A 19057-nucleotide genomic window follows, 5' to 3' on the forward strand; every position below is an offset into this window, starting at 1 on the left:
AGAACGCCCCATGAACACCGCTCCGGGGCTCGAATCCAATGACTGCCCAGATCCTCACCACCCACTCGGCGCCGACGCCACCGCGATTCGTGGTCTCGGCCGGCGCGCATGCTGGTGCCTCATTTCTGCTTACCGATGAGCGCTGTCGGATCGGCAGCGACCTGACCTGCGATGTAGTGCTCACTGACGCCGTGATCGCGCCCGAGCACTTCGCGCTGCAACTGGTCAAGCGCAAGGGGTTGCGCGTCGAAGCCGTTGGTGCCGATCTGCATGTCGACGGCACCCATGTCGCGCAGGGCTGCGGGTACCTTGGTCGGCTACCTGTCACGCTCAGGATCGGTGAGGTGGAGATGCACATTTGCGCGGGTACCACTGGTGCGATCGCGACGCCGCTGCAGAGCTGGCTGGATCGTCGCGCTGCGGTGTTAGCCGGAAGTGTCGCGGGTCTCGGGTTGTGCCTGTTTCCTTTTCTGGCCATGAGTGGCGCTTCGTCGCGTGTAGAGCCAGAGCAGCCCGCCCAAACATCCATAAGCGTTGCCCCAGCGTCTGCCGACCCTACCGAAGAACTGCGCGCCCGGTTGGCAGACGCGAATCTTCAAGCGCTACGCCTGGATGTTCAGGGCAGCTACCTGCAGGTGACCGGCGCGCTCGATGCCGACAGGATGCAACGGTGGCGCGATGTCCAGCGTTGGTTCGACCAAACCTACGGGCACAGCCATCTGCTGCACGGTGCGGTCAGCCCGGCCGCGCCGATCGAACCGCCTCGCGTGCGGGTGCAAGCGATCTGGACAGGGGAAAACCCCTACGTGATCGGCGAAAACGGACAACGCTTATACCCGGGTGCAGCAGTGGACGGTGGTTGGGTGCTGGCGAGCATCGAAGCCGAGCGCCTGCTGCTGCGTCGCGATGGCGCCGAGTTCGTGCTGACCCTATGAGCCGACAAACGCTAGACATCCACCGGAGCTCATGGCGATGAGAATCGATCCCCATCGACTTGGTCGTTCAGCGGGCCCGGACGTGTCGGCAGCAACCACTGCCGATGCGGTGCGGCGTTTCAATCCGGTCGTCAACGGTACCGCTGGTGACACCTTCGAGCGCTTGCTGCGTACAAGGCGCGGCGCTCAGACTCGGTCCCTGATCAGCGCGTTGGAGCGGGCAACGATGCCCATCATTGACGATCCGGCGCTGCTCGGCGAAAGCCGTTCGCTGGAAGTTCTTCAGTACCTGCTGGACCAGGTGCTGCCATCGTTGGAAGGCGACGCTGAAACCTTGGAAACCCTCGAGTGCATGCTGCTGGAAGAGTGCGATCAGCAGATGGCGCTTCTCGAATGGTTATCGCCGGATCCGATTTCATGAGCATTCACCACCACGAGGCCGCGCAATGGCTACAAGTGCGTGGCGATCTTTACTCGCGCGCGGGACAGCCCCAGCGCGGGCTGGCAATGCTATTGCTCGCCGTGCGCCTTGCCCCCACGCAGCCTTCCATTCTTCGGACGCTGATTGGTGGCTTCCTTGCTGCGGGTGATGGCCGCCGCGCGCTGCTAGCGATCGATCAGCTGGCCTTGCTCGAAGGCGAAAAGGCCGACCACCAGTTATTGCGCAGCCGGGCCTTATGGATACTCAACCGGCGTGACGATGCGCGCGAGTGTTTTCACCGCTATCTGGCCTGGAGAACCGAATGACCCTGGCTCCGTTGAATCGCCTGGCGCAACTGGCTGCTGGTCGCAGCGACGTGGTGATCGCCGCGTTCATGCTCCTCGCTGTGGCGATGATGATCATGCCGCTGCCGACCTGGCTGGTAGATCTGCTCATTGGCATCAACATCGCGTTCAGTCTGTTGATCCTGGTTGTTGCGTTTTACCTGACCCGAGCAGTGGACTTTTCCGCCTTGCCGCCAGTGATCCTGCTGAGCACCTTGTTTCGGTTAGCGTTGTCGATCACGACCACTCGCCTGATCCTGTTGGAAGGCGACGCTGGCGAGATCGTGCAAGCCTTTGGCGAATTCGTCATTGCCGGTGAAGTGCTGATCGGCCTTGTGGTATTCCTGATCATCACGGTTGCGCAGTTTCTGGTGATTACCAAGGGTTCGGAACGCGTGGCCGAAGTAGCCGCCCGCTTTACGCTCGACGCGATGCCGGGCAAGCAGATGAGTATCGACAATGATCTGCGCAACGGCGACATCGATCAGCAGGAGGCGCGCACGCGGCGCTCCCGTCTGGAGCGCGAGAGCCAGCTCTACGGAGCGATGGATGGCGCGATGAAGTTTGTCAAAGGCGACGCGATCGCCGGCCTCGTGATCCTCTTCGTCAACCTGTTCGGCGGTTGGATGATCGGTATGCTCAAGCGTGGAATGCCGTTTGACGAGGCCCTTCATACCTATTCACTGCTGACCGTAGGTGATGGTCTGATCGCCCAGATTCCCGCGCTGTTGATTGCCGTTGCGGCGGGCACGGTAGTGACCCGCGTCGCGTCTGAAGACGAGCGCGACCTGGGTACGGAAATCGTCGGTCAGTTGGGTGCCAACTCGCGGGCGCTGGGGCTGACGGCCGTCATTCTTGGCGGCATGGCGATCGTGCCGGGCTTCCCCGCCCCTGTGTTTCTGGCCCTGTCTGCGATTCTTGGCGCCTTCGCCTACCGTCTGGCGCGTCGCGAGCGGCCAGTACAGGCGGCCGGTGCCGACCCGGTGCTCGAAAGCCTGGTTGCGACGCCGCCGGCTGCGCCGCAGGTTGGACCGGCCTTGGTGGAAAGCGATGACCGGAACTGCCGCGTTACGCTGTGGCTGGGGGCTGCGCTGGAGCGTGATCTGGTCCTCGACGCTGTAAGAGCTCAGGCGGGCGAAGCGCGTCAGCAGGTCATGGATGAACTGGGCATCGAGCTGCCGCGTGTCGGTGTGCGATGCGATCCGAGCGCAGCGCAGGGCCGCATCGGTGTCGATATCGATGGGGTGCCGATCGCCGAGGCGAGCGTCGCGCCGGGCTGTCTGCAGGTACTTGACGACACGGTGACGCTGTCACTGGCCGGCTTCGACGCACAGAACCTGCCGCCTTTGATCGGGCGGCGGGAAACTTTATGGGTCGAACGAGGCGCACGCACTGCGCTGAATGAGGCAGGAGTGGCCTGCCGGGGAATCGACGAAGCGCTCGGCGCCTATCTGGCGCACACGCTACGGCGGTACGCCGCGGAGTTTCTCGGTATCCAGGAAACTCGCCAACTGCTGTCGCGAATGGAAGCTGAGTATCCTGAGCTGGTCAAGGAAGCCCAGCGCGTCGTGTCGTTGCAGCGCACCTCCGAAGTATTTCGGCGGCTGCTGGACGAAGGCATTGCACTGCGCAACTTGCGCGGCGTGCTCGAAGCGCTGGTGGAGTGGGGCGGGCGCGATCTTGAAATTCATGTGTTGAGCGAGCATGTCCGTGCGGCACTGTCGCGTCAGATCTGCCACCGCCACGCCGACGGCAACCGCGTCATCGCAGCCTTTACCCTCACCCGTCCGTTGGAAGAGGCGATCAGACAGGCGCTACGTCGTAGCGATCGCGCCCAGGCATTGCCCGAAGCCCTCTCTCGTGGCGTGTTGTCCCAGCTCCAGGGGCATTACGACGGACTGAGCGGCAACCTGGAACCGGTGCTGATGACATCACCAGACCTGCGCCGCTATCTGCGCCAATTGGTTGTCCGGCAAGGGCTCGATATCGCCGTACTGAGCTTCCAGGACCTGACCCGCGAATTTTCCGTGCAGCCACTCGCGCCTGTGGAACTGCCGCGGGGCTATAAACCGTTGCCAGAACGCGCCCCTGCGTCAATGGCAGCCTCTTGAGCCGGCAAGGAGCGCCCATGCCCGAACGTTTCCTGAACGCTATTCGTTGGCTGACTGCGGCCACGTACCGGCCGCTGTGCTGGTTGGTGCTTGCCTTCGGATTGATGCCGGTCATGGTTCAGGCCCGCCCGGTCACGATCGATCCTGGCAGTGCCCAGCAGATCGGCCTGACGCCGGGGGAAGGGCGGGTGCTGCGCTTTCCTGCGGCCGTTGAGTCACTGTTTGTCGCCGATCCGACGATCGCTGACGTACGCGTCGTCTCCGACGGCGTCGCTTATGTCTACGCCAAGGCGGTTGGCAATACCGATCTGATCGCTCTGGGGCCAGAACAACAAACACGCGGCACGGTCAGTCTGGACGTTCGGCCCGACGGTGGTGGCAAGGTGCGTGTCGATCTTGCCGGGCGCCGCGCGTTCGCAACCGGAGAAGCGGATACGGTGCAGTCTGCGCTGGCTACCCAGGCTTCGTTGGACAGCCAGGCTATAGAAGGCCAACCGGCCATCAATGCGACCACTTATGCCGGCTCGCCACAGGTCAACATCCGAGTTCGGTTCGCCGAGGTTTCACGTCAGCAGTTGCTCAGTTATGGCGTTAACTGGAACGCCTTGGTCAACGCCGGCAACTTCTCCTTCGGCCTGGTGACCGGTGGCCCGTTGGCCAGCGCGGCAGCCAACGGGGCGACCAACCTGATCGGTGGCGGTTTCAGCTCCGGCAGCGGCAGTGTCGACGTGCTGCTCGACGCGCTGCAGAGTAACGGTATTCTCGAGATTCTTGCCGAGCCGAATATCACGGCCATGACCGGGCAGACTGCAAGCTTTCTGGCGGGCGGGGAGATCCCGGTGCCGGTCCCCGTCAGCAACGAGCTGGTGGGTATCGAATACAAACCTTATGGCGTCTCGCTGATGTTCACCCCGACGCTGCTACCCGGCGAGCGGATCGGTCTGCGGGTGCGACCTGAGGTCAGCAGCCTGGATGGCAGCAGCACGGTTGAAATCGCCGGGCTGACGGTGCCGACGTTCCGTATCCGCCGCGCCGATACGCGGGTAGAGGTAGGCAGCGGACAGACCTTCGCCATTGCCGGGTTGTTCCAACGCAATAACTCGCAAGATATGGATCGCCTGCCGCTACTGGGAGATATGCCGGTGCTGGGCAGCTTGTTTCGTTCCCGGCGCTTTCAGCAGAACGAGACGGAGCTGGTCATCCTGATCACGCCGTATCTGGTCGAGCCGAGCGGCGAGCGCGACTTGGCGACACCGCTGGACCCGGCGGGCACCAATCCCGCCTGGCAACTGGCTGGCGCGTCAGCGTTCACGCGTCGTACGGAGTTCGGCTTCCATGTTGAATGAGATCCGCTTTTTTTCTGCAACGGTCGTTTGGGTGGGGCTGGTTGCGATGCTTGGCGGCTGCGCTACTGAGCTGGACTCACCACACTATTCGGCAGGGTTCGATGTGGACCTGCCCGGCGACTCGCGGCCTTTTCCCGATACGTGTCTGGCCATTGCCAATGGAACGAATTCGCCCCGCCTGCCGGTCGGTTGCGCCAATGCGCTCAATTTGCAGCGGATGGTCGAGCGGCCTGATGACCTGCGTCGCGGTCGCGATACCGGACCGTCCTTCGCGGCGCCAGTTGCCCAGGCCGCGGAGCGCTACTTGCGTGGCGATAACGAAGATGAGCGCGAGCGCAGCCGGCGTCTGGAGCAGGAGAGCAGCACAGGCGCACCCTGACAGGTCAGAGTTGGGTAGAGGTCAACAAGCCGACGGCACGCGCGCGGGCCGCGGGATCTTTGATAGAACGGATCGCCCGAGCTTGAGCGAGCAACTCGCCGCGCTCTGCCTTGGGTAAACCAGCCAGCGCATCAGCTGCGGATTGATCATCACCAAGCAGGGTCAATACCAGCATTTGCTGGCGCACGTGATGCGGTTCGGATAATGGGGATTCGGTAATCGCCGTAGCCTCTGCTCGTGCTCGCTGGGCTTGACCGTCAAGTGCGAATGCCAACGCCAGGTTGCTGCGAATGTCCAGGTCGCCGCCCGCATGCGCCAGTGCGGTTCCGTAGGCGGCTTGGGCTTCAGTGAACGCGCCGGACAGCACGTACGCGGTTCCGAGACGGTTATAAGCTACCGCCGTGTCGATCTGCGGCGCGGCGGCTTGGAGAGACCGTACGGCGCGCTCGACGCGACCCTGCTGCAGGTCCGCGGTGCCCAGCCCGAGTAGCGCCTGTGGGTCGTCCGGATTGCGGGTCAATACCGCGCGAAACGCTTGTGCTGCCCCGCTTGCATCACCTGTAACCAGCATCGTATCGCCGAGTGCGAGCATGACCTCCGGTGCCTGATCGCTCAGCTCGGCGGCTCGTTCATACAGCGCGACAGCCGAGGCTGGGTCCCCGCCACGTCGCACCTGTTCGGCCAGCGATAGGAGACGGTCGCGATCACTGACAGGGGGGGTGGGATTGCTGGCGCAGGCGCTTAGCGCCATGCAGACGAAGACAGCCGACAGGCGGGGGCGGACAAACTCTGGCAACGGATAGCTCCTGCGTGGGTGCAGCAAGCGATTGGGCCAGAGCGGCATGACAATGCCATGACATTCCGCCGACGCCATCAGGGCCGCTGCAATCATGTTGTCATCTGGGGCCGCAATACTTTTGCCATTCGAGAGGTCGCTGACGCGACTTCCGCGTTTCGGCTGCTGGACGTGGTCGTTGTAGTCGCGCAATACCAGGATGGCTGTTTTTCCTAGCGGGCCCGCGCCCGACTGTCGCCTTTCAAGGTGATGGTATGGATGGAACGAACATGACCTCGTATCGCCACGATGACGCCTTCAACATCCTGCGGCCATTCCGTCATGCCGCGATCTGGTTTTTCGCTTGGCTTGCCCTCGCACAACCTGCGCAGGCCACGTCTGACCCCGACTGGTTCGCTCAACCCTATCGCTATCGCGTGATTGATCAGGACGTGCGCAACGTGCTGGCTGAGTTCGGCCGTAACCTGAACGTGCCGGTCATTCTATCTGCACGCGTGAAGGGCAGAGTGCGAGGGGACATCCAGGCGCCGGACGCCGCAGCCTTTCTGAAGCGTATTTCAACCGCTGCCGGGCTTACCTGGTACCTCAAGGGCGATGCGGTCGTGGTCGATTCAGCCACCGAACTCGCTAGCCGCAGCTTCAACGTCGGCCCGTTCGACAGCGATGCGCTTGATCATCTGCTTGCCACGCTTCGCCACGGAACAGGCGTCGGGGCGCGTCTGGACGAGCGCCGCGCGACACTGAACGTCTCAGGCCCGCCGGGCTACATCGCTCATGTTCAGCAACGCCTGGATAGCCTGCGTGGCAGTCCGGGTCGAGCTCCGAGTATCGGCGTCCGCATATTCCGGGGCGGCGCCGACACCGAAGTCGTCAGCAATCGCAGCTGACAACCACTGACCGTGCCCTGGGCACATCCACGCAGGAGAGTTCCATGTCGATCAATCCCGTAGATACCAGCGTCATCACCGACGGCTCCAGTGCCGCTTCCAACGAGCGGACCTTCGACGAGGCCATCGAGAACGCCCAAAACGAGCTGTCGGAGGCCGACTTCAACGAGCAATTGATCATCGGGGCCATACAGGTCGGTGGGCAGATGATCCTGATGCCGCGCGCCACCGAGATTCTCAACGAAGCCATGTCGGACGAGTAAACGTCTGCACCACAGACAGAAGGGGAGACGCGATGACGCCAGCAATTTCCACCACCAACCTCGCCAGCGGGGGGCAGGAGTTGGCATCGCAGAACCTTTTCGAACACCTGGCTAGCCAGGCCCAAAGCGCGGGACAGGGAGCCAGCCCCGCGCAGTTGGGTGAAGGGCTGGTCAATGGACTCGACGGGTTTCTGGAGCGGTCCCAAGCATTTGCTGCCCGCGCTGACAGCCTATCCGGCAGCGGGTCAACTGCCGTCGACGCGCAGGTCAGCGTGGTTGATCAGCCTGGCGCACCGACGCGCATGGCCGACGCTCAGCTCGAAAAGGTTGCCGAGTCGTTGAGCCGGATGTTCGATCATGCCATCGAGACGCAAATGGTGGTGCGCGGTGCGACGCAGATATCTGGTGCGGCCAATACGCTGCTGCGAGGCCAATGACATGCGGCTCAGGTTGATCCCGTTGTTTGCGCTGATGCTATTGCTGCAGGCCTGCGACACCGAACTCTACAGCGACCTCGAGCAACGCGAAGCGAACCGTATGGTGGCAGTGCTGCTGGAGCGGGGTATCGCGGCTGATCGAGTCATGCAGAAGGATGGACGGTTGACCGTGACAGTGGACAAGCGCCGCTTCGCCGACGCCGTGTCGTTGCTTGAGGATGCCGGTTTGCCGGAGCAGAGCTTCACCAATCTAGGCGAGGTGTTCCAGAACAATGGCCTGGTGTCGTCGCCTGTGCAGGAACGCGCACAGATGATCTATGCGCTCAGTGAGGAGCTGTCGCATACCGTTTCCCAGGTCGATGGCGTGCTATCGGCGCGCGTGCACGTGGTATTGCCAGATAACGATCTGCTCAAGCGCAACACAGTGCCATCTTCGGCCTCGGTGTTCATCCGCCATGAACCCGGGCTGGATATCAATCGCTTGTTGCCTCAGGTGAAAACGTTGGTGGCCAACGGCATCTCCGGGCTGAGCTACGAAGGCGTCTCGGTGATTCCCGTCGAAGCGCCGGCGCCCGTCGAGCGTGCGACCGAGCCGCTGGTGAGATTCTTCGGCATAACCCTGCAACAGGCTAGCCTCGATCAGGCACGCTGGGTTTTCGGCAGCCTTCTGCTGGCGGTGCTGGCACTCGCCGGCGTCTGCATTTGGCTGTTGCGTCGTCCCGCTGGCGGGGCGCGCGTCTACCCATTGGTGCCGCGCACATGAGTGCGGACGCTATGGATTGGCCGCCGTCGAGCACCGAGCTGCTCAGCCTGCTCGACGTGTCTGCGCTGGCTCGTCAACAGATAGGTGTCGCCAGTGTCGATGTGCTGCTCGCCGAGCCGCGTTTCCATGACCGGCTACTTCAGTTGCTCGCAGGCAATGCCGTCCCCCTCGATCCGGTCCTTGATGCAGGTGATCGTCATCTGTTGCGTGCCAGTGCCAGCCAGTGGTCCGAGCTGAGTCGAGCCTGTGGCGCTGTTTGCCATGCGCAAACCTTCGCGTGTGCCATTCAGGCGGCACAGGTGCAGACGCTAACCGAGCGCTTTGGCCGGCCGCTGTATGAATTGGCACTGCGACACCGAGCGCTCGCGTGGTTGCCGGCGGTTTCGGATGATCCGGCGGGACTGGAAGCTGCCGTCTGTGCCACAGGCGAAGCCTGCATGGCCGCCTGGTACGTCCAACTATCGCTGTCGTCACGGGACTGGATGCGTCTGCGCGGATTTGATGAGGGTGCGCCTGTGGGTGATGAGCATGACGCACGTCGACTCGAGATCGTGCGCGTCGTCGCCGTCGATTACTTCGCTGAGGCAACTGACAAGCCATGAGTGATCTGCCGACACAGCCGAACCGCATCATCCTTCGCGCTGACGAGGCGCAGGCCTGGGCCGACGGCTTTGCTTTTCTTCAGGCGGCGCGTGAGCAGGCCGAAGCCTTACGCGAACGTGCGCTGCAGGAGGCCGATCAACTTCGCGAGCAGGGTTACGCCGATGGGCACCGGCAGGGAGCCGATGCGGCGGCAGAGCTCTTGACTAAGACCCATGCGGACGTCGAACGCTACCTCGCCGGTCTGGAAGGTGATCTGGCGAAGCTCGCTCTCTCTGTTGTTCGTCAGCTGATCGAAGGTTTGGACGATGCTGAACGCATCGCCCGTCTCACTGCGAAAGCACTGAAAGCGTTCCGTGATCAACAGGTGCTGACGCTACACGTCGCTCCTGAGCAGGTTGCAGCGGTGCAGGCCAACCTTGACGCGCTGGTGGGCAGCCGGTCGCCGACCGTAACCGCGGATCCGCAGCTGGTGGGTGCTCAGGCCATGCTCGCCAGCCGTTCGGCAGTGGTGGACCTAGACCTCGATGCGCAGCTCGAAGGACTGTCGAAGGCGCTCCATCCGTCCAGTCGGGAGCTATCGGCGTGAGCGAACTACCGCTGGACCAGCGCCTGAGCGACCTGTTGCCACGCTTGCAGGAGCGCGCCCTACAGGCCGATCCGCGTCTTCCGCGTGGCCGTGTACGTCGCGTTCGCGGTGTGATGGTCTATGCCAGCCTGGCGATGGCGCGAATTGGTGAACTCTGTTATCTGCGTGATCCACTGACTGGACGGCAGATTCCCGCTGAGGTCGTGGGCTTCGCCGACGAAGAAGCGATTCTTACCCCAATTGGCGATCTCGACGGGATGTCCACCCGTGCCGAAGTCATTTCGACCGGCTCGGTTTTGCAGGTGCCAGCGGGTGACGGGCTTCTCGGCAAGGCGATCAACGCACTTGGCGAATGGCTCGATGGGCCGGAAGGCGAGAGCCTGCCGCCGATGGGGCGTTGTTCAGTACAGGCCGAGCCACCGGCGCCGTTTGATCGTCAGCTGATCGAGCAGCCTTTGCAGCTGGGTATTCGCGCAATCGACGGCCTACTGACACTCGCGCGCGGCCAGCGGATGGGCTTGTTCGGCGAGGCGGGGGTGGGCAAGTCGTCACTGCTGGCCTCGATGGTGCGAGGCACCGAGGCGGACGTGGTGGTGCTCGCGCTGATCGGTGAGCGTGGCCGGGAAGTGCGGGAGCTGCTGGACCGTCATCTCGATCCGACGGCTCGGGCCCGCACCGTTGCCGTTGTCGCTACCTCAGATCGCCCGGCAATGGAGCGGGTGAAAGCGGCCTATGTCGCGACAGCTCTCGCCGAGCATTTCAGGGACCAGGGCCGCCATGTTCTGTTGTTGATGGACAGCGTGACGCGCTTCGCCCGCGCCCAGCGTGAAATAGGTCTGGCCGCTGGCGAGCCGCCGACCCGACGCGGCTATCCGCCCTCGCTGTTCGCGGCGCTGCCTCGCTTGCTCGAACGCGCGGGGCCGGGGGCAAGGGGCAGCATCACGGGCCTTTACACGGTACTGACTGAAGGCGAGGGCAGTCAGGATCCGGTGGCCGAGGAGGTGATGTCGATCCTTGATGGGCACATTCACCTCAGTCAATCGCTCGCCCAGCGCAACCATTTCCCCGCCATCGACGTGCTGCGCAGCCGCAGCCGTCTGATGGATGCAGTGACCCGGCCCCTGCAACGGCAAACCGCTGCGCGCATTCGTGAGTCGCTGTCGCGCTACCGGGATATCGAATTGCTGTTGCAGGTTGGCGAATACAAGGCCGGTAACGACCCGGAAATAGACGCTGCAATCGCCCGGAAGCCGGTCATCGACCGCTTTCTACGCCAGGCTACGGACGAACATTCGACGCTCGGCGACACCCTGCGGGCCATGACGGAACTGGCCCGATGACCGGCCCAACCCTTGATCGCCTGATGAGCTTGCGTCAGCTGCGAGAACATCAGGCTGCTGCTGCGCTGGCCCGACAGACCCAGACCGCAAGGGAAGCGGCACGGCGTGCAAACGATGCGCAGCAGGACTATCAGCGTTTTCTCGACGAACTCGAGGCCGAAGACGCATCGACACTCCAGTACCTGAACGGCGATCGGCTTGATCTCGACGCGCTGCAGCAGGAGCACGCCCGGCGAATCAGCGTTGCCAGCGAAGAGGCCGGCCACCAGCGAACGATCGAACAGGCGCGCGTGGCACAGGACGACGCCGAGACGCAGAGGGATGCGCTTGCCCGTACCCATTCGCATCAGCGCAAACGACGCGAGGCGATGGAGCTTCATCGTCAACGTCAAGCAAACAAGGCCCGGGTGGACGCCGATCTGCACGACGAAGACGAGGCTGAACGCCTCACGCGCCCCGACTGGCCCTAAGGAAGACCGAGTGACGACACCCGAGCGTTCATCTGATTACCGGCCTCTGCGTGACAGCTTGCCCGCCGTTCCTCCCGATCTCCTGCCTCTGATGGCGCGCCTGCATCGGCGACGGCTGCCGGTACCCATCAGTACGGTGGCGGGTGAGCGGCTGGCGAAACTGACGGCGCCCAAGACGGCACACCAGGCGCTGATCGGCCTGCCGCTGAGCATTGGCTCTGCGCGCGCCTGTCTGCATCTGGGCGTCCAAGCGGCTGCACTGATGGGGATCGAAAACTGGCCGCAGTTGCCGTCGCCCTGGCGAGCGTTGTATGTGGAACAGGCACTGCTCGGGCCGATCGCCCAGCTGGAAGAGCGTCTTCAGCGGCCAATTCGTTTCGATATCTACGGTCCCGTTGATGCCTGCCGGTTGCGTCTGGGGGTCACCTTCGGATTGCCGTCAGCCGAAGCACATGGCTGGATCGATCTGGATGACGGAGCCGCGCATCTGCTGGCCGATCTGCTCGAACAACTTCCCATCGCGCCGCATCGGCTACCCGTCATACCACTGCATGCGGTGGTTGAATGCGGATGGCAGTCGCTCACGCTCGGTGACCTGCGCAGTCTGCGTCCTGGTGATGTCGTGATGCTCGATCGTCCCGCTGCCCGCTATCGACTGTGTTTGGCCGAGGCGTTTGAAACCTCGTGTGAGTCCGCCGGGCCCGCCGCGGTTCGGCTGCTTGCACCCCTATCTTCCCTTCGTCTGATGGAGCCTAACCCCATGGAAGCCTCGCTTGATTCCACGACTTCACATGCATCGCCTAACGATGCACTGGACCGCCTGCCGGTACGCCTGGTTTGCGAGGTAGGCCGGTTGGAGTTGCCGCTGGGTGACGTCCGTGAATTGGGCGAGGGCAGTGTGCTGGAGCTTGGATGCAACCTCACCGAACCGGTGCAGCTCACCGTCAACGGCCGGTGTATCGGCCGCGGCGAGTTGGTAACGCTTGGCACGGGGCTGGGTGTGCGACTGACGAGCTTCGCCGCCGATGAATGAGTTCGAGCCGAACCTGTTCGGCATCATTCTGCTGGTCGCCACCATTGGCCTGCTTCCGCTGGCGGTGGTCACCATGACCGGTTTTCTGAAGATCTCCGTGGTGCTGTTTCTCATCCGTAACGCACTGGGCGTTCAGCAGACGCCACCGAACCTGGTCCTCTACGGCATTGCGCTGATTCTGGCCGTGTATGTCACTACCCCTCTCGCAGGAGAGCTGTTCCGTCAATTGGAGAACCGACCCTTGGCGCTCGACAGCGTCGAGGAGGTGAAAGCCACCGCCGGTGTGCTTCGCGCGCCGTTGCAGGCGCATCTGTCGCGCTACGCTGAGCCGAGCGAGCGGGCATTCTTTCTTGATGCCACCGAGGACCTATGGTCGGAAGAAGCGCGGGCTGGCCTGCGCGATGATGATCTGGTCGTCCTGATCCCGGCATTCGTCAGCTCGGAGCTGACCCGCGCGTTCGAGATCGGCTTCCTGCTCTACATACCCTTCCTCGTGATCGATCTGATCGTCTCCAACGTGCTGATGGCGATGGGCATGATGATGGTTTCGCCGACGCTGATTTCGATCCCCCTGAAGATCTTCCTGTTCGTGGCGGTCGATGGCTGGTCGCGGCTGATGCATGGTCTGATCATGAGCTACGGAGGCTGACGTGGGCGAAGCCGCTTTCGTGGCGTTGATGAAGGACGCTGCGCTGTTGGTGCTGCTGCTGTCCGCACCGGCGCTTGGCGTCGCCATCCTGGTCGGCTTTGGCGTCGGTCTCTTGCAGGCGCTGACGCAGATCCAGGATCAGACGCTGCCGCAGGCGGTCAAGTTGGTGGCGGTGTTGCTGGTGTTGATCGTCACCGGGCCGCTCTTGGGCGGTGAAGTGGCTGACCTGGCGGGACAGATGCTCGATCGTTTTCCTGCCTGGACCCGCTAGGCCGTGTTTGCCGGCGGTGAATTGGCCTCAGCATTCTTCGATCTGGCCTATCCGTTACTCAGCGCATTCGGCTTGGCAGTCGCACGCGCACTGGGCCTGGTGATGATCACGCCTGCGTTCAACCGGCTCGGGCTGACCGGTCTGCTGCGTTCGGCGGTGGCAGTGGTTCTTGCGATCCCTGTGGCGCCTTCGGTGTTCTTGGCATTTTCGAGCCTGGACGCGCCGTCGCCACTGATGCTGTCGGGGCTGTTGGTCAAGGAACTGGTGATCGGACTTGCGATCGGGCTGTTGTTCGGTATCCCGTTCTGGGCGGCCGAGGTCGCCGGTGAGCTGATCGACCTGCAACGGGGATCGACCATGGCGCAATTGCTCGATCCGCTGGGTATTGGCGAGGCGAGTGTGACCTCGACCTTTCTCACGGTAGCGCTGATCGCGTTGTTCTTCATGACCGGCGGGTTCATTGCCATGCTCGATGGCTTCTATCGCAGTTACACCCTATGGCCAGCGCAGGCTTTGACGCCGGTATTGGTCGAGAGCACCGCGTTGCAGTTGCTGCACGTGCTCGACCGGCTGATGAGCATCGGCGTGCTGATGATCGCGCCCGTGGTCATCGCTCTGCTGGTGGCGGATCTGCTGCTGGCGTACCTCTCAAGGATGGCACCGCAGCTCCATGTGTTCGACCTTTCGCTGCCGGTCAAGAATCTCCTGTTCGCCTTTCTGCTAACGCTGTATGCCGCGTTTCTGGTGCCGTTCATGCTGACGGAACTGGAGGCGCTGCCGACGCTTTTCCAACGCTTCCTGGATTCGAGCCTCGCCATGGGGGCGGCTGCGTTCGACTGACGACGGGCCGCCTACTGCAATACCTCTGTCATCGTGTCGCGGCAGAGTCATACCAAAGCGGCTGGATAGCCGCCTCGCATTAGCTTGTTTGGCTTCGGGATGGAAGTCGTGTCGTCTGGCGTCGAAATCCCGAAGGAGACAACGCATGTCCATCGTGTCCGGTGGCCTGAGTATGAACGGCTGCTCGCTGATTCCGCGTGGGCGCGAGCACTGGTGCCTGAACGCGAGGCACGGCTGCGGTGAGTGACAAGAGCGAAGAGAAATCCCAGCCTGCATCCGACAAGAAGCTGCGTGATGCACGGCAGAAGGGACAGCTCTCAAAGAGTCAGGATCTTGTGACCGGCATGGTCATGCTCGTCTGCACTCTGTGTGTGGTCGTGCTGATCGACGGCATCCATGCCCGCGTGCAGCAATTTCTCGGCACTGTGGCACGCGTCTATGTAGAGCCATTCGCCACGGTCTGGCCACGCGTGCAATCCGAGGCGTTCAGCCTGCTGATCGCAGCAACGCTGCCGATCTTGGTGGCGACCGTCGCAACGGTAATCGTCACCAACGTCGCAGCCATGCGCGGCATGGTATTCACCGCAGAGCCGATCAAACCCGACGTCCAGCACATCAATCCGGTTGCGGGCTTCAAACGCCTGTTCTCGATGCGCAGCATCACCGAATTTCTCAAAACGCTGTTCAAGCTGCTGGTGGTAGCGGTGGCTCTGGTGATCGTCTATCGCCTCGGCTTGCAGGCCTTGATGGAGTCGTCCCGCTGCGGCGCCGCCTGCGTCTATTCCTCCTTCCTTTCACTCCTGACGCCGTTGGTAGTGACCGCGCTCATCGCTTTTCTGGTCGTGGGGGCAGTGGACCTGCTGATCCAGCGCTGGTTGTTCAGTCGCGAAATGCGCATGACCAAGAGCGAGCAGAAGCGTGAGCACAAGGACATGGAAGGTGACCCCCTGATCAAGCGTGAGCGGCGGCGTCTGCGGCAGGATTTCCAAACACCAGGCGCGCGCCTCGGTCTTGAGCAGGCGACGCTGATAGTGGGCCAGGCCGGTGGTTGGCTCGTCGGGCTGCGCTATGTCCGTGGGCAGACGCCTGTACCGGTCGTGGTGTTCCGCGCGGCACCCGAACAATCCTCGGCCGTGCTGGCACGCGCCGCGCAGCTCGGCCTGCCCCTGGCCACCGACAGCGAGCTGGCCGAGGCCATCGGCAAGCGCACGCCGCCTGGCGCTCCGGTGCCTGATCGTTATTTCCAGCGTGTGGCGGACCTGCTGGTCTCCGCACGGTTGATATAAGCGTGCACGACGTGCTCGTTCATTGCTCTGCCCGTATGGGCCTGCCTTTCAACGAACCTTCGGAGAACATCACATGGCTCTGCTGATCGACGATTCGGGCGCGCGCCGTCTAGTGCGCAACCTTCAGACCCAGGCACAGGAAGAGCGCGAGCGTTTCCGCCAGGCCGTGCAGAAGGCTGTAGGCGATCGCGCCAGGGCGTCTGACGATGCGCGTCTGGACCAGCAGCAACCACAGGAGCGACTGGTGGTCGTCGAGCGCGGCGATACCTTGAATGACATCGTCGAGGCGTACGACGTCGAGCTGCCGGAGGTCGAACAACTCAATCCGCAGCTGGAAAGTCTCGATCACATCGACACCGGAGAGGTGCTGTTCCTGCCGCCACCATCACCTGTGGAGCTGGCTCAGCGACCCAACGGCGAAGCCTTGTTCCTGAATGATCTCTATACCCGCGGCAACGCCATCGAATACGCGGACGCCAGTGAGATCGATCACCAGGCCGAGGTCGACACGCTGGTGGCCGACGTCCGTGAATACCTCGGCGCGCTGCCTGACGGAGAGCGCAAAGATGCCGCGCAGCGCCTGTTCGATGAGAACTGGACCGATGCCGGGCCGGCACAAATGGCGATAGAACAGGCCGCCAGCGCCGAAGGCATTACCCTTGCGGCGTCCTCGCATAGCGGTAGCGCCATCGAGACGAAGGCCCGCCAGCTCGTTGCCGACGCGCAAGCGAAGACCGATCCGCTCGAACGTCTCGAGAGCCTGAACACAGGTTTCAAACAAGCATCACCCGAGGTACAGCAGGCGCTCCTGCGGTCGTCGGACGCGCGGGACATCATTGAGGGAGCTGCCGATCAGGCATTGGCCGCGCTGACCGAAGAGCACAAGGATGCGGTGGACCCACACGTATTCAAGACCTTGGAGCTGTTCCGTCGCCTTGATGAAATGAGCGCCGATCTGGAACCCGCGCTCACCAGCGAACTGGTCGAGGCGGCGCTGCCCGGATTGGAGGAGGCATTCGCCGAGTCGCTCAGTAGCGATTTTGGCGCGCTGCGCGTGGGGACTCAGGGCATGGACCATCTGCTCAATCTGACCGGCCGGCTCGACCCCCAGGCCGATCAGCGTTCGTTGGAGCGGCTGAGCGCGATGGGCTTCTACCACATGCACGGCATTAGTCAGCATCTCGCCGAAGGTGGCAGCCTGAACTATCCGCTGGCGCTCACCGGGCACTACGAGGGCGACTTTCCGACCACGCTCACTGAAGGCGACATCCTTCCCGGCTTGACACAGAACACACAGCGCATCGGCGAGCACGTCGATGCCTACCAGAACCATCTGCTGGAGCTGACTTGGCTGGAGGAAAACGGCGGATCGGTGATGACCGATGACCAACTCGCCGATGCGGTAGACCAGTACGTCGAGGGCAACGAGGGCTGGCAGAAAAAGGCCACCGACTTGCGCGATCAGCTTGCCGATGATGGTGAGCAGGTGCTGGAAAACCTCGCGACCATCGACGCGCACTACCCGCAGCTATTTGAAGGTGAGGAAGAATTCACGACCGAACTGCAGAACATGGGCAGCGCTGAACTGGATGCTCGGCTGAGCCGCATCGAGAACCCCGAAGAGAGCGCCTTCGCAAGGGAACTGATTGCATCCTTCGATAACCCCGACACCTTTACCGCGCTGGGCATGGCACTTGATCGTGATCCGTCGCTACTGTCCGACCCGCAAAGCATGCAGCTGCTCGGCCAGTACGGTCGTTTGACCGACCGGGGGCGCAAGTTCGTCGAGGAAACGGCTACGCAGATCATTCGCCGTACCGTGTTACCGGAGCTTGCCTCGCTCGATCCCGCCAATCCGAAGAGCTACCAGTACGCGCAGAACGCGCTGGACAATTTCAACAGCAAGTCGACCGCTCGTTTGCTTGGGGTGACCGAAGCCGACCTGGACGAGGCGATGAAGGTGATCGAGCGTGCAATGCCGCAGCCGGGTGAGAGCACCGTCGATGCGCGTGCTCGGTTGCAGGCGATGAACGACGATTTCGATCGACTGAGTTCGTCCCGTTCCGGCGTGCGTGCCTTCAACCGCGACACCGCGCCTGGGCAGGTTCTGCGACTGTTGGGTGTGGTCGGCAATACAGCGGTTATGTTCAATTCACAGACGAACCTGGTGAACGACCCGAATGTCTGGACGGCACTGAAACTCTCCCTGGATACCGCCGGCGTGGCGCAGAAAACCACGGAGTTGATGATCGGTGTCGGCATGTTCGAAAAGGGCGGTACGCTCGACAAACTGGTCGGCGGCAGCAATCGCATGCCGGTGAAGGTACTCGGTGTGCTGACCTCGCTCTACGACTTCCGCAATGCCTGGCAGGCTGGTAATCAAGGGGATGCGGGGGCAGCGGCGCTGTATGCCAGCACCGGCGTGGGCGGGGTGATGGCGGCGGTCGGCACCGGCAGTATGTGGGGGCCGATCGGTATCGGCGTGGTGTTGCTGGGTACCGGAATCCATATGAAGTACGACCAGGTCAAGCAGGCCAACCAGTACCAGACTGAAACCACGGTGACGTTCCTGACACAGGCCGGCTTCAGCAACAGTGCTGCCCAAATACTCTCGGATCAGAGTGGGGAAGGGTATAGCGTGTTGCCCCTGCTCGAACGCTACGCCAATAGTCGGGGATTCGACCTCAATGATGCAGCTGATCAGCAGGGATTCGTCTCCTGGATCAATGCGATGCCCGCGGATCGTCTTGGTGTGCTGCGAGACAATCTTCACCGGTCCCTGGATGAGGTGGACAATGATCTCGAGCAAATTCCGGACGCCAGCGACGACGATGACTTCTTTGAATTCAACAACACCGATCGTCCACACTTCACCTACAGCGGCTACGCCACGCCCCTGTCGATGAACCAGATGGACACGGTTCTGCAGATCCTGGACCTGCAAACACTTGCTAGCTAGTCGGCACCTAGGACGCACGAGGCGTCCAGGCGGCCGGCCGACTGGCGCTCAGTGAAGCGAGCGTAATAGCTCGGTATGCTTTTTTGTGCCAGGAAGACTCTCGGCTGGCCTCACAACGCCTAGCACGAACGTCGACATTTAGGTGCATAAATACCTACATCAAGCGGAGCAAACCCGCCGATTTGCCAAAACCTGCCCGCGCATTCGCGCAATGACCCGTTGATATCGTCCTGTTAGCCACCCGTCACATTGACGTCAGTCTGCTCTCCCTAGAGTGGTGGAACCTCTAGGGTTAAGGAGAGTGTTGTGGCGACGCTCATTACGTTCAGGAAATCGCT

At 62.5% G+C, this 19057-nt stretch carries 21 protein-coding genes; 20 read left to right on the top strand and 1 reads right to left on the bottom strand.

Annotation, left to right across the window (positions count from 1 at the left end):
• Positions 1 to 38: 38 nt before the first annotated feature.
• Genes MCB86_RS06650 through MCB86_RS06675 form a run of 6 tightly spaced genes read left to right on the top strand, consistent with a single transcriptional unit; the run spans position 39 to position 5536 of the window.
• Entirely contained in the window at positions 39 to 935 is an 897-nt protein-coding gene (locus MCB86_RS06650; protein WP_239610381.1) for an FHA domain-containing protein, read from the top strand.
• Between the two features lie 37 nt (positions 936 to 972).
• Positions 973 to 1356, top strand: a complete 384-nt coding sequence (locus MCB86_RS06655; protein WP_045162138.1) for a hypothetical protein — start codon at positions 973 to 975, stop codon at positions 1354 to 1356.
• Positions 1353 to 1682: a hypothetical protein gene (locus MCB86_RS06660; RefSeq protein WP_045162139.1), complete on the top strand. Its 330-nt coding sequence runs from the start codon at positions 1353 to 1355 to the stop codon at positions 1680 to 1682. The genes MCB86_RS06655 and MCB86_RS06660 overlap by 4 nt, the downstream gene beginning before the upstream one ends.
• Positions 1679 to 3811 (top strand): type III secretion system export apparatus subunit SctV, encoded by a 2133-nt coding sequence (gene sctV / locus MCB86_RS06665; RefSeq protein WP_239610382.1) that lies wholly within the window; start codon positions 1679 to 1681, stop codon positions 3809 to 3811. Before MCB86_RS06660 ends, sctV begins: the two co-directional genes overlap by 4 nt.
• Before the next feature lie 17 nt (positions 3812 to 3828).
• A complete protein-coding gene (locus MCB86_RS06670) occupies positions 3829 to 5157 on the top strand; it encodes a type II and III secretion system protein family protein (RefSeq protein WP_239610383.1) in 1329 nt (442 codons plus the stop codon).
• A complete protein-coding gene (locus tag MCB86_RS06675; protein ID WP_239610384.1) occupies positions 5147 to 5536 on the top strand; it encodes a hypothetical protein in 390 nt (129 codons plus the stop codon). Before MCB86_RS06670 ends, MCB86_RS06675 begins: the two co-directional genes overlap by 11 nt.
• A gap of 4 nt (positions 5537 to 5540) precedes the next feature.
• Here MCB86_RS06675 and MCB86_RS06680 read toward each other — a convergent pair whose 3' ends face one another.
• Positions 5541 to 6428, bottom strand: coding sequence for a tetratricopeptide repeat protein (locus MCB86_RS06680; protein WP_239610385.1), 888 nt, complete (start codon positions 6426 to 6428; stop codon positions 5541 to 5543).
• A gap of 173 nt (positions 6429 to 6601) precedes the next feature.
• Between MCB86_RS06680 and MCB86_RS06685 the strand changes: the two genes are divergently transcribed.
• The 14 genes from MCB86_RS06685 (at position 6602) to MCB86_RS06750 (ending at position 18719) form a co-directional block, all read left to right on the top strand.
• Positions 6602 to 7219 (top strand): hypothetical protein, encoded by a 618-nt coding sequence (locus tag MCB86_RS06685; RefSeq protein WP_239610386.1) that lies wholly within the window; start codon positions 6602 to 6604, stop codon positions 7217 to 7219.
• A gap of 44 nt (positions 7220 to 7263) precedes the next feature.
• Complete coding sequence (locus tag MCB86_RS06690) at positions 7264 to 7482, top strand: hypothetical protein (RefSeq protein ID WP_045162142.1); 219 nt, start codon at positions 7264 to 7266, stop codon at positions 7480 to 7482.
• A 32-nt stretch (positions 7483 to 7514) separates the two neighbouring features.
• A complete protein-coding gene (locus MCB86_RS06695) occupies positions 7515 to 7919 on the top strand; it encodes a hypothetical protein (RefSeq protein ID WP_239610387.1) in 405 nt (134 codons plus the stop codon).
• A 1-nt stretch (position 7920) separates the two neighbouring features.
• Positions 7921 to 8682, top strand: a complete 762-nt coding sequence (gene sctJ / locus MCB86_RS06700) for a type III secretion inner membrane ring lipoprotein SctJ (RefSeq protein ID WP_045162144.1) — start codon at positions 7921 to 7923, stop codon at positions 8680 to 8682.
• Entirely contained in the window at positions 8679 to 9284 is a 606-nt protein-coding gene (locus MCB86_RS06705) for a hypothetical protein (protein WP_155397626.1), read from the top strand. The genes sctJ and MCB86_RS06705 overlap by 4 nt, the downstream gene beginning before the upstream one ends.
• Entirely contained in the window at positions 9281 to 9871 is a 591-nt protein-coding gene (gene sctL / locus MCB86_RS06710) for a type III secretion system stator protein SctL (RefSeq protein ID WP_239610388.1), read from the top strand. The genes MCB86_RS06705 and sctL overlap by 4 nt, the downstream gene beginning before the upstream one ends.
• An 11-nt stretch (positions 9872 to 9882) precedes the next feature.
• Positions 9883 to 11211, top strand: a complete 1329-nt coding sequence (locus MCB86_RS06715) for a FliI/YscN family ATPase (protein WP_239610431.1) — start codon at positions 9883 to 9885, stop codon at positions 11209 to 11211.
• On the top strand, positions 11208 to 11681 hold the full coding sequence (locus tag MCB86_RS06720) for a hypothetical protein (RefSeq protein ID WP_239610389.1): 474 nt from the start codon (positions 11208 to 11210) through the stop codon (positions 11679 to 11681). The genes MCB86_RS06715 and MCB86_RS06720 overlap by 4 nt, the downstream gene beginning before the upstream one ends.
• A 10-nt stretch (positions 11682 to 11691) precedes the next feature.
• Positions 11692 to 12714, top strand: a complete 1023-nt coding sequence (gene sctQ / locus MCB86_RS06725; protein WP_239610390.1) for a type III secretion system cytoplasmic ring protein SctQ — start codon at positions 11692 to 11694, stop codon at positions 12712 to 12714.
• The gene (gene sctR / locus MCB86_RS06730) at positions 12707 to 13363 is read left to right on the top strand and encodes a type III secretion system export apparatus subunit SctR (protein ID WP_239610391.1); all 657 of its coding nucleotides are present in this window, start codon (positions 12707 to 12709) and stop codon (positions 13361 to 13363) included. Before sctQ ends, sctR begins: the two co-directional genes overlap by 8 nt.
• A 1-nt stretch (position 13364) precedes the next feature.
• Entirely contained in the window at positions 13365 to 13634 is a 270-nt protein-coding gene (gene sctS / locus MCB86_RS06735) for a type III secretion system export apparatus subunit SctS (RefSeq protein ID WP_045162148.1), read from the top strand.
• A 21-nt stretch (positions 13635 to 13655) separates the two neighbouring features.
• Positions 13656 to 14474, top strand: a complete 819-nt coding sequence (gene sctT / locus MCB86_RS06740) for a type III secretion system export apparatus subunit SctT (protein WP_239610392.1) — start codon at positions 13656 to 13658, stop codon at positions 14472 to 14474.
• A gap of 239 nt (positions 14475 to 14713) precedes the next feature.
• Entirely contained in the window at positions 14714 to 15760 is a 1047-nt protein-coding gene (locus MCB86_RS06745; protein WP_239610393.1) for an EscU/YscU/HrcU family type III secretion system export apparatus switch protein, read from the top strand.
• A 73-nt stretch (positions 15761 to 15833) separates the two neighbouring features.
• Positions 15834 to 18719 (top strand): LysM domain-containing protein, encoded by a 2886-nt coding sequence (locus MCB86_RS06750; protein ID WP_239610394.1) that lies wholly within the window; start codon positions 15834 to 15836, stop codon positions 18717 to 18719.
• The last annotated feature ends 338 nt before the right edge of the window (positions 18720 to 19057 follow it).

The organism is Pseudomonas sp. KSR10, assembly GCF_022355455.1.
GTDB classification, from domain to species: domain Bacteria; phylum Pseudomonadota; class Gammaproteobacteria; order Pseudomonadales; family Pseudomonadaceae; genus Stutzerimonas; species Stutzerimonas stutzeri_E.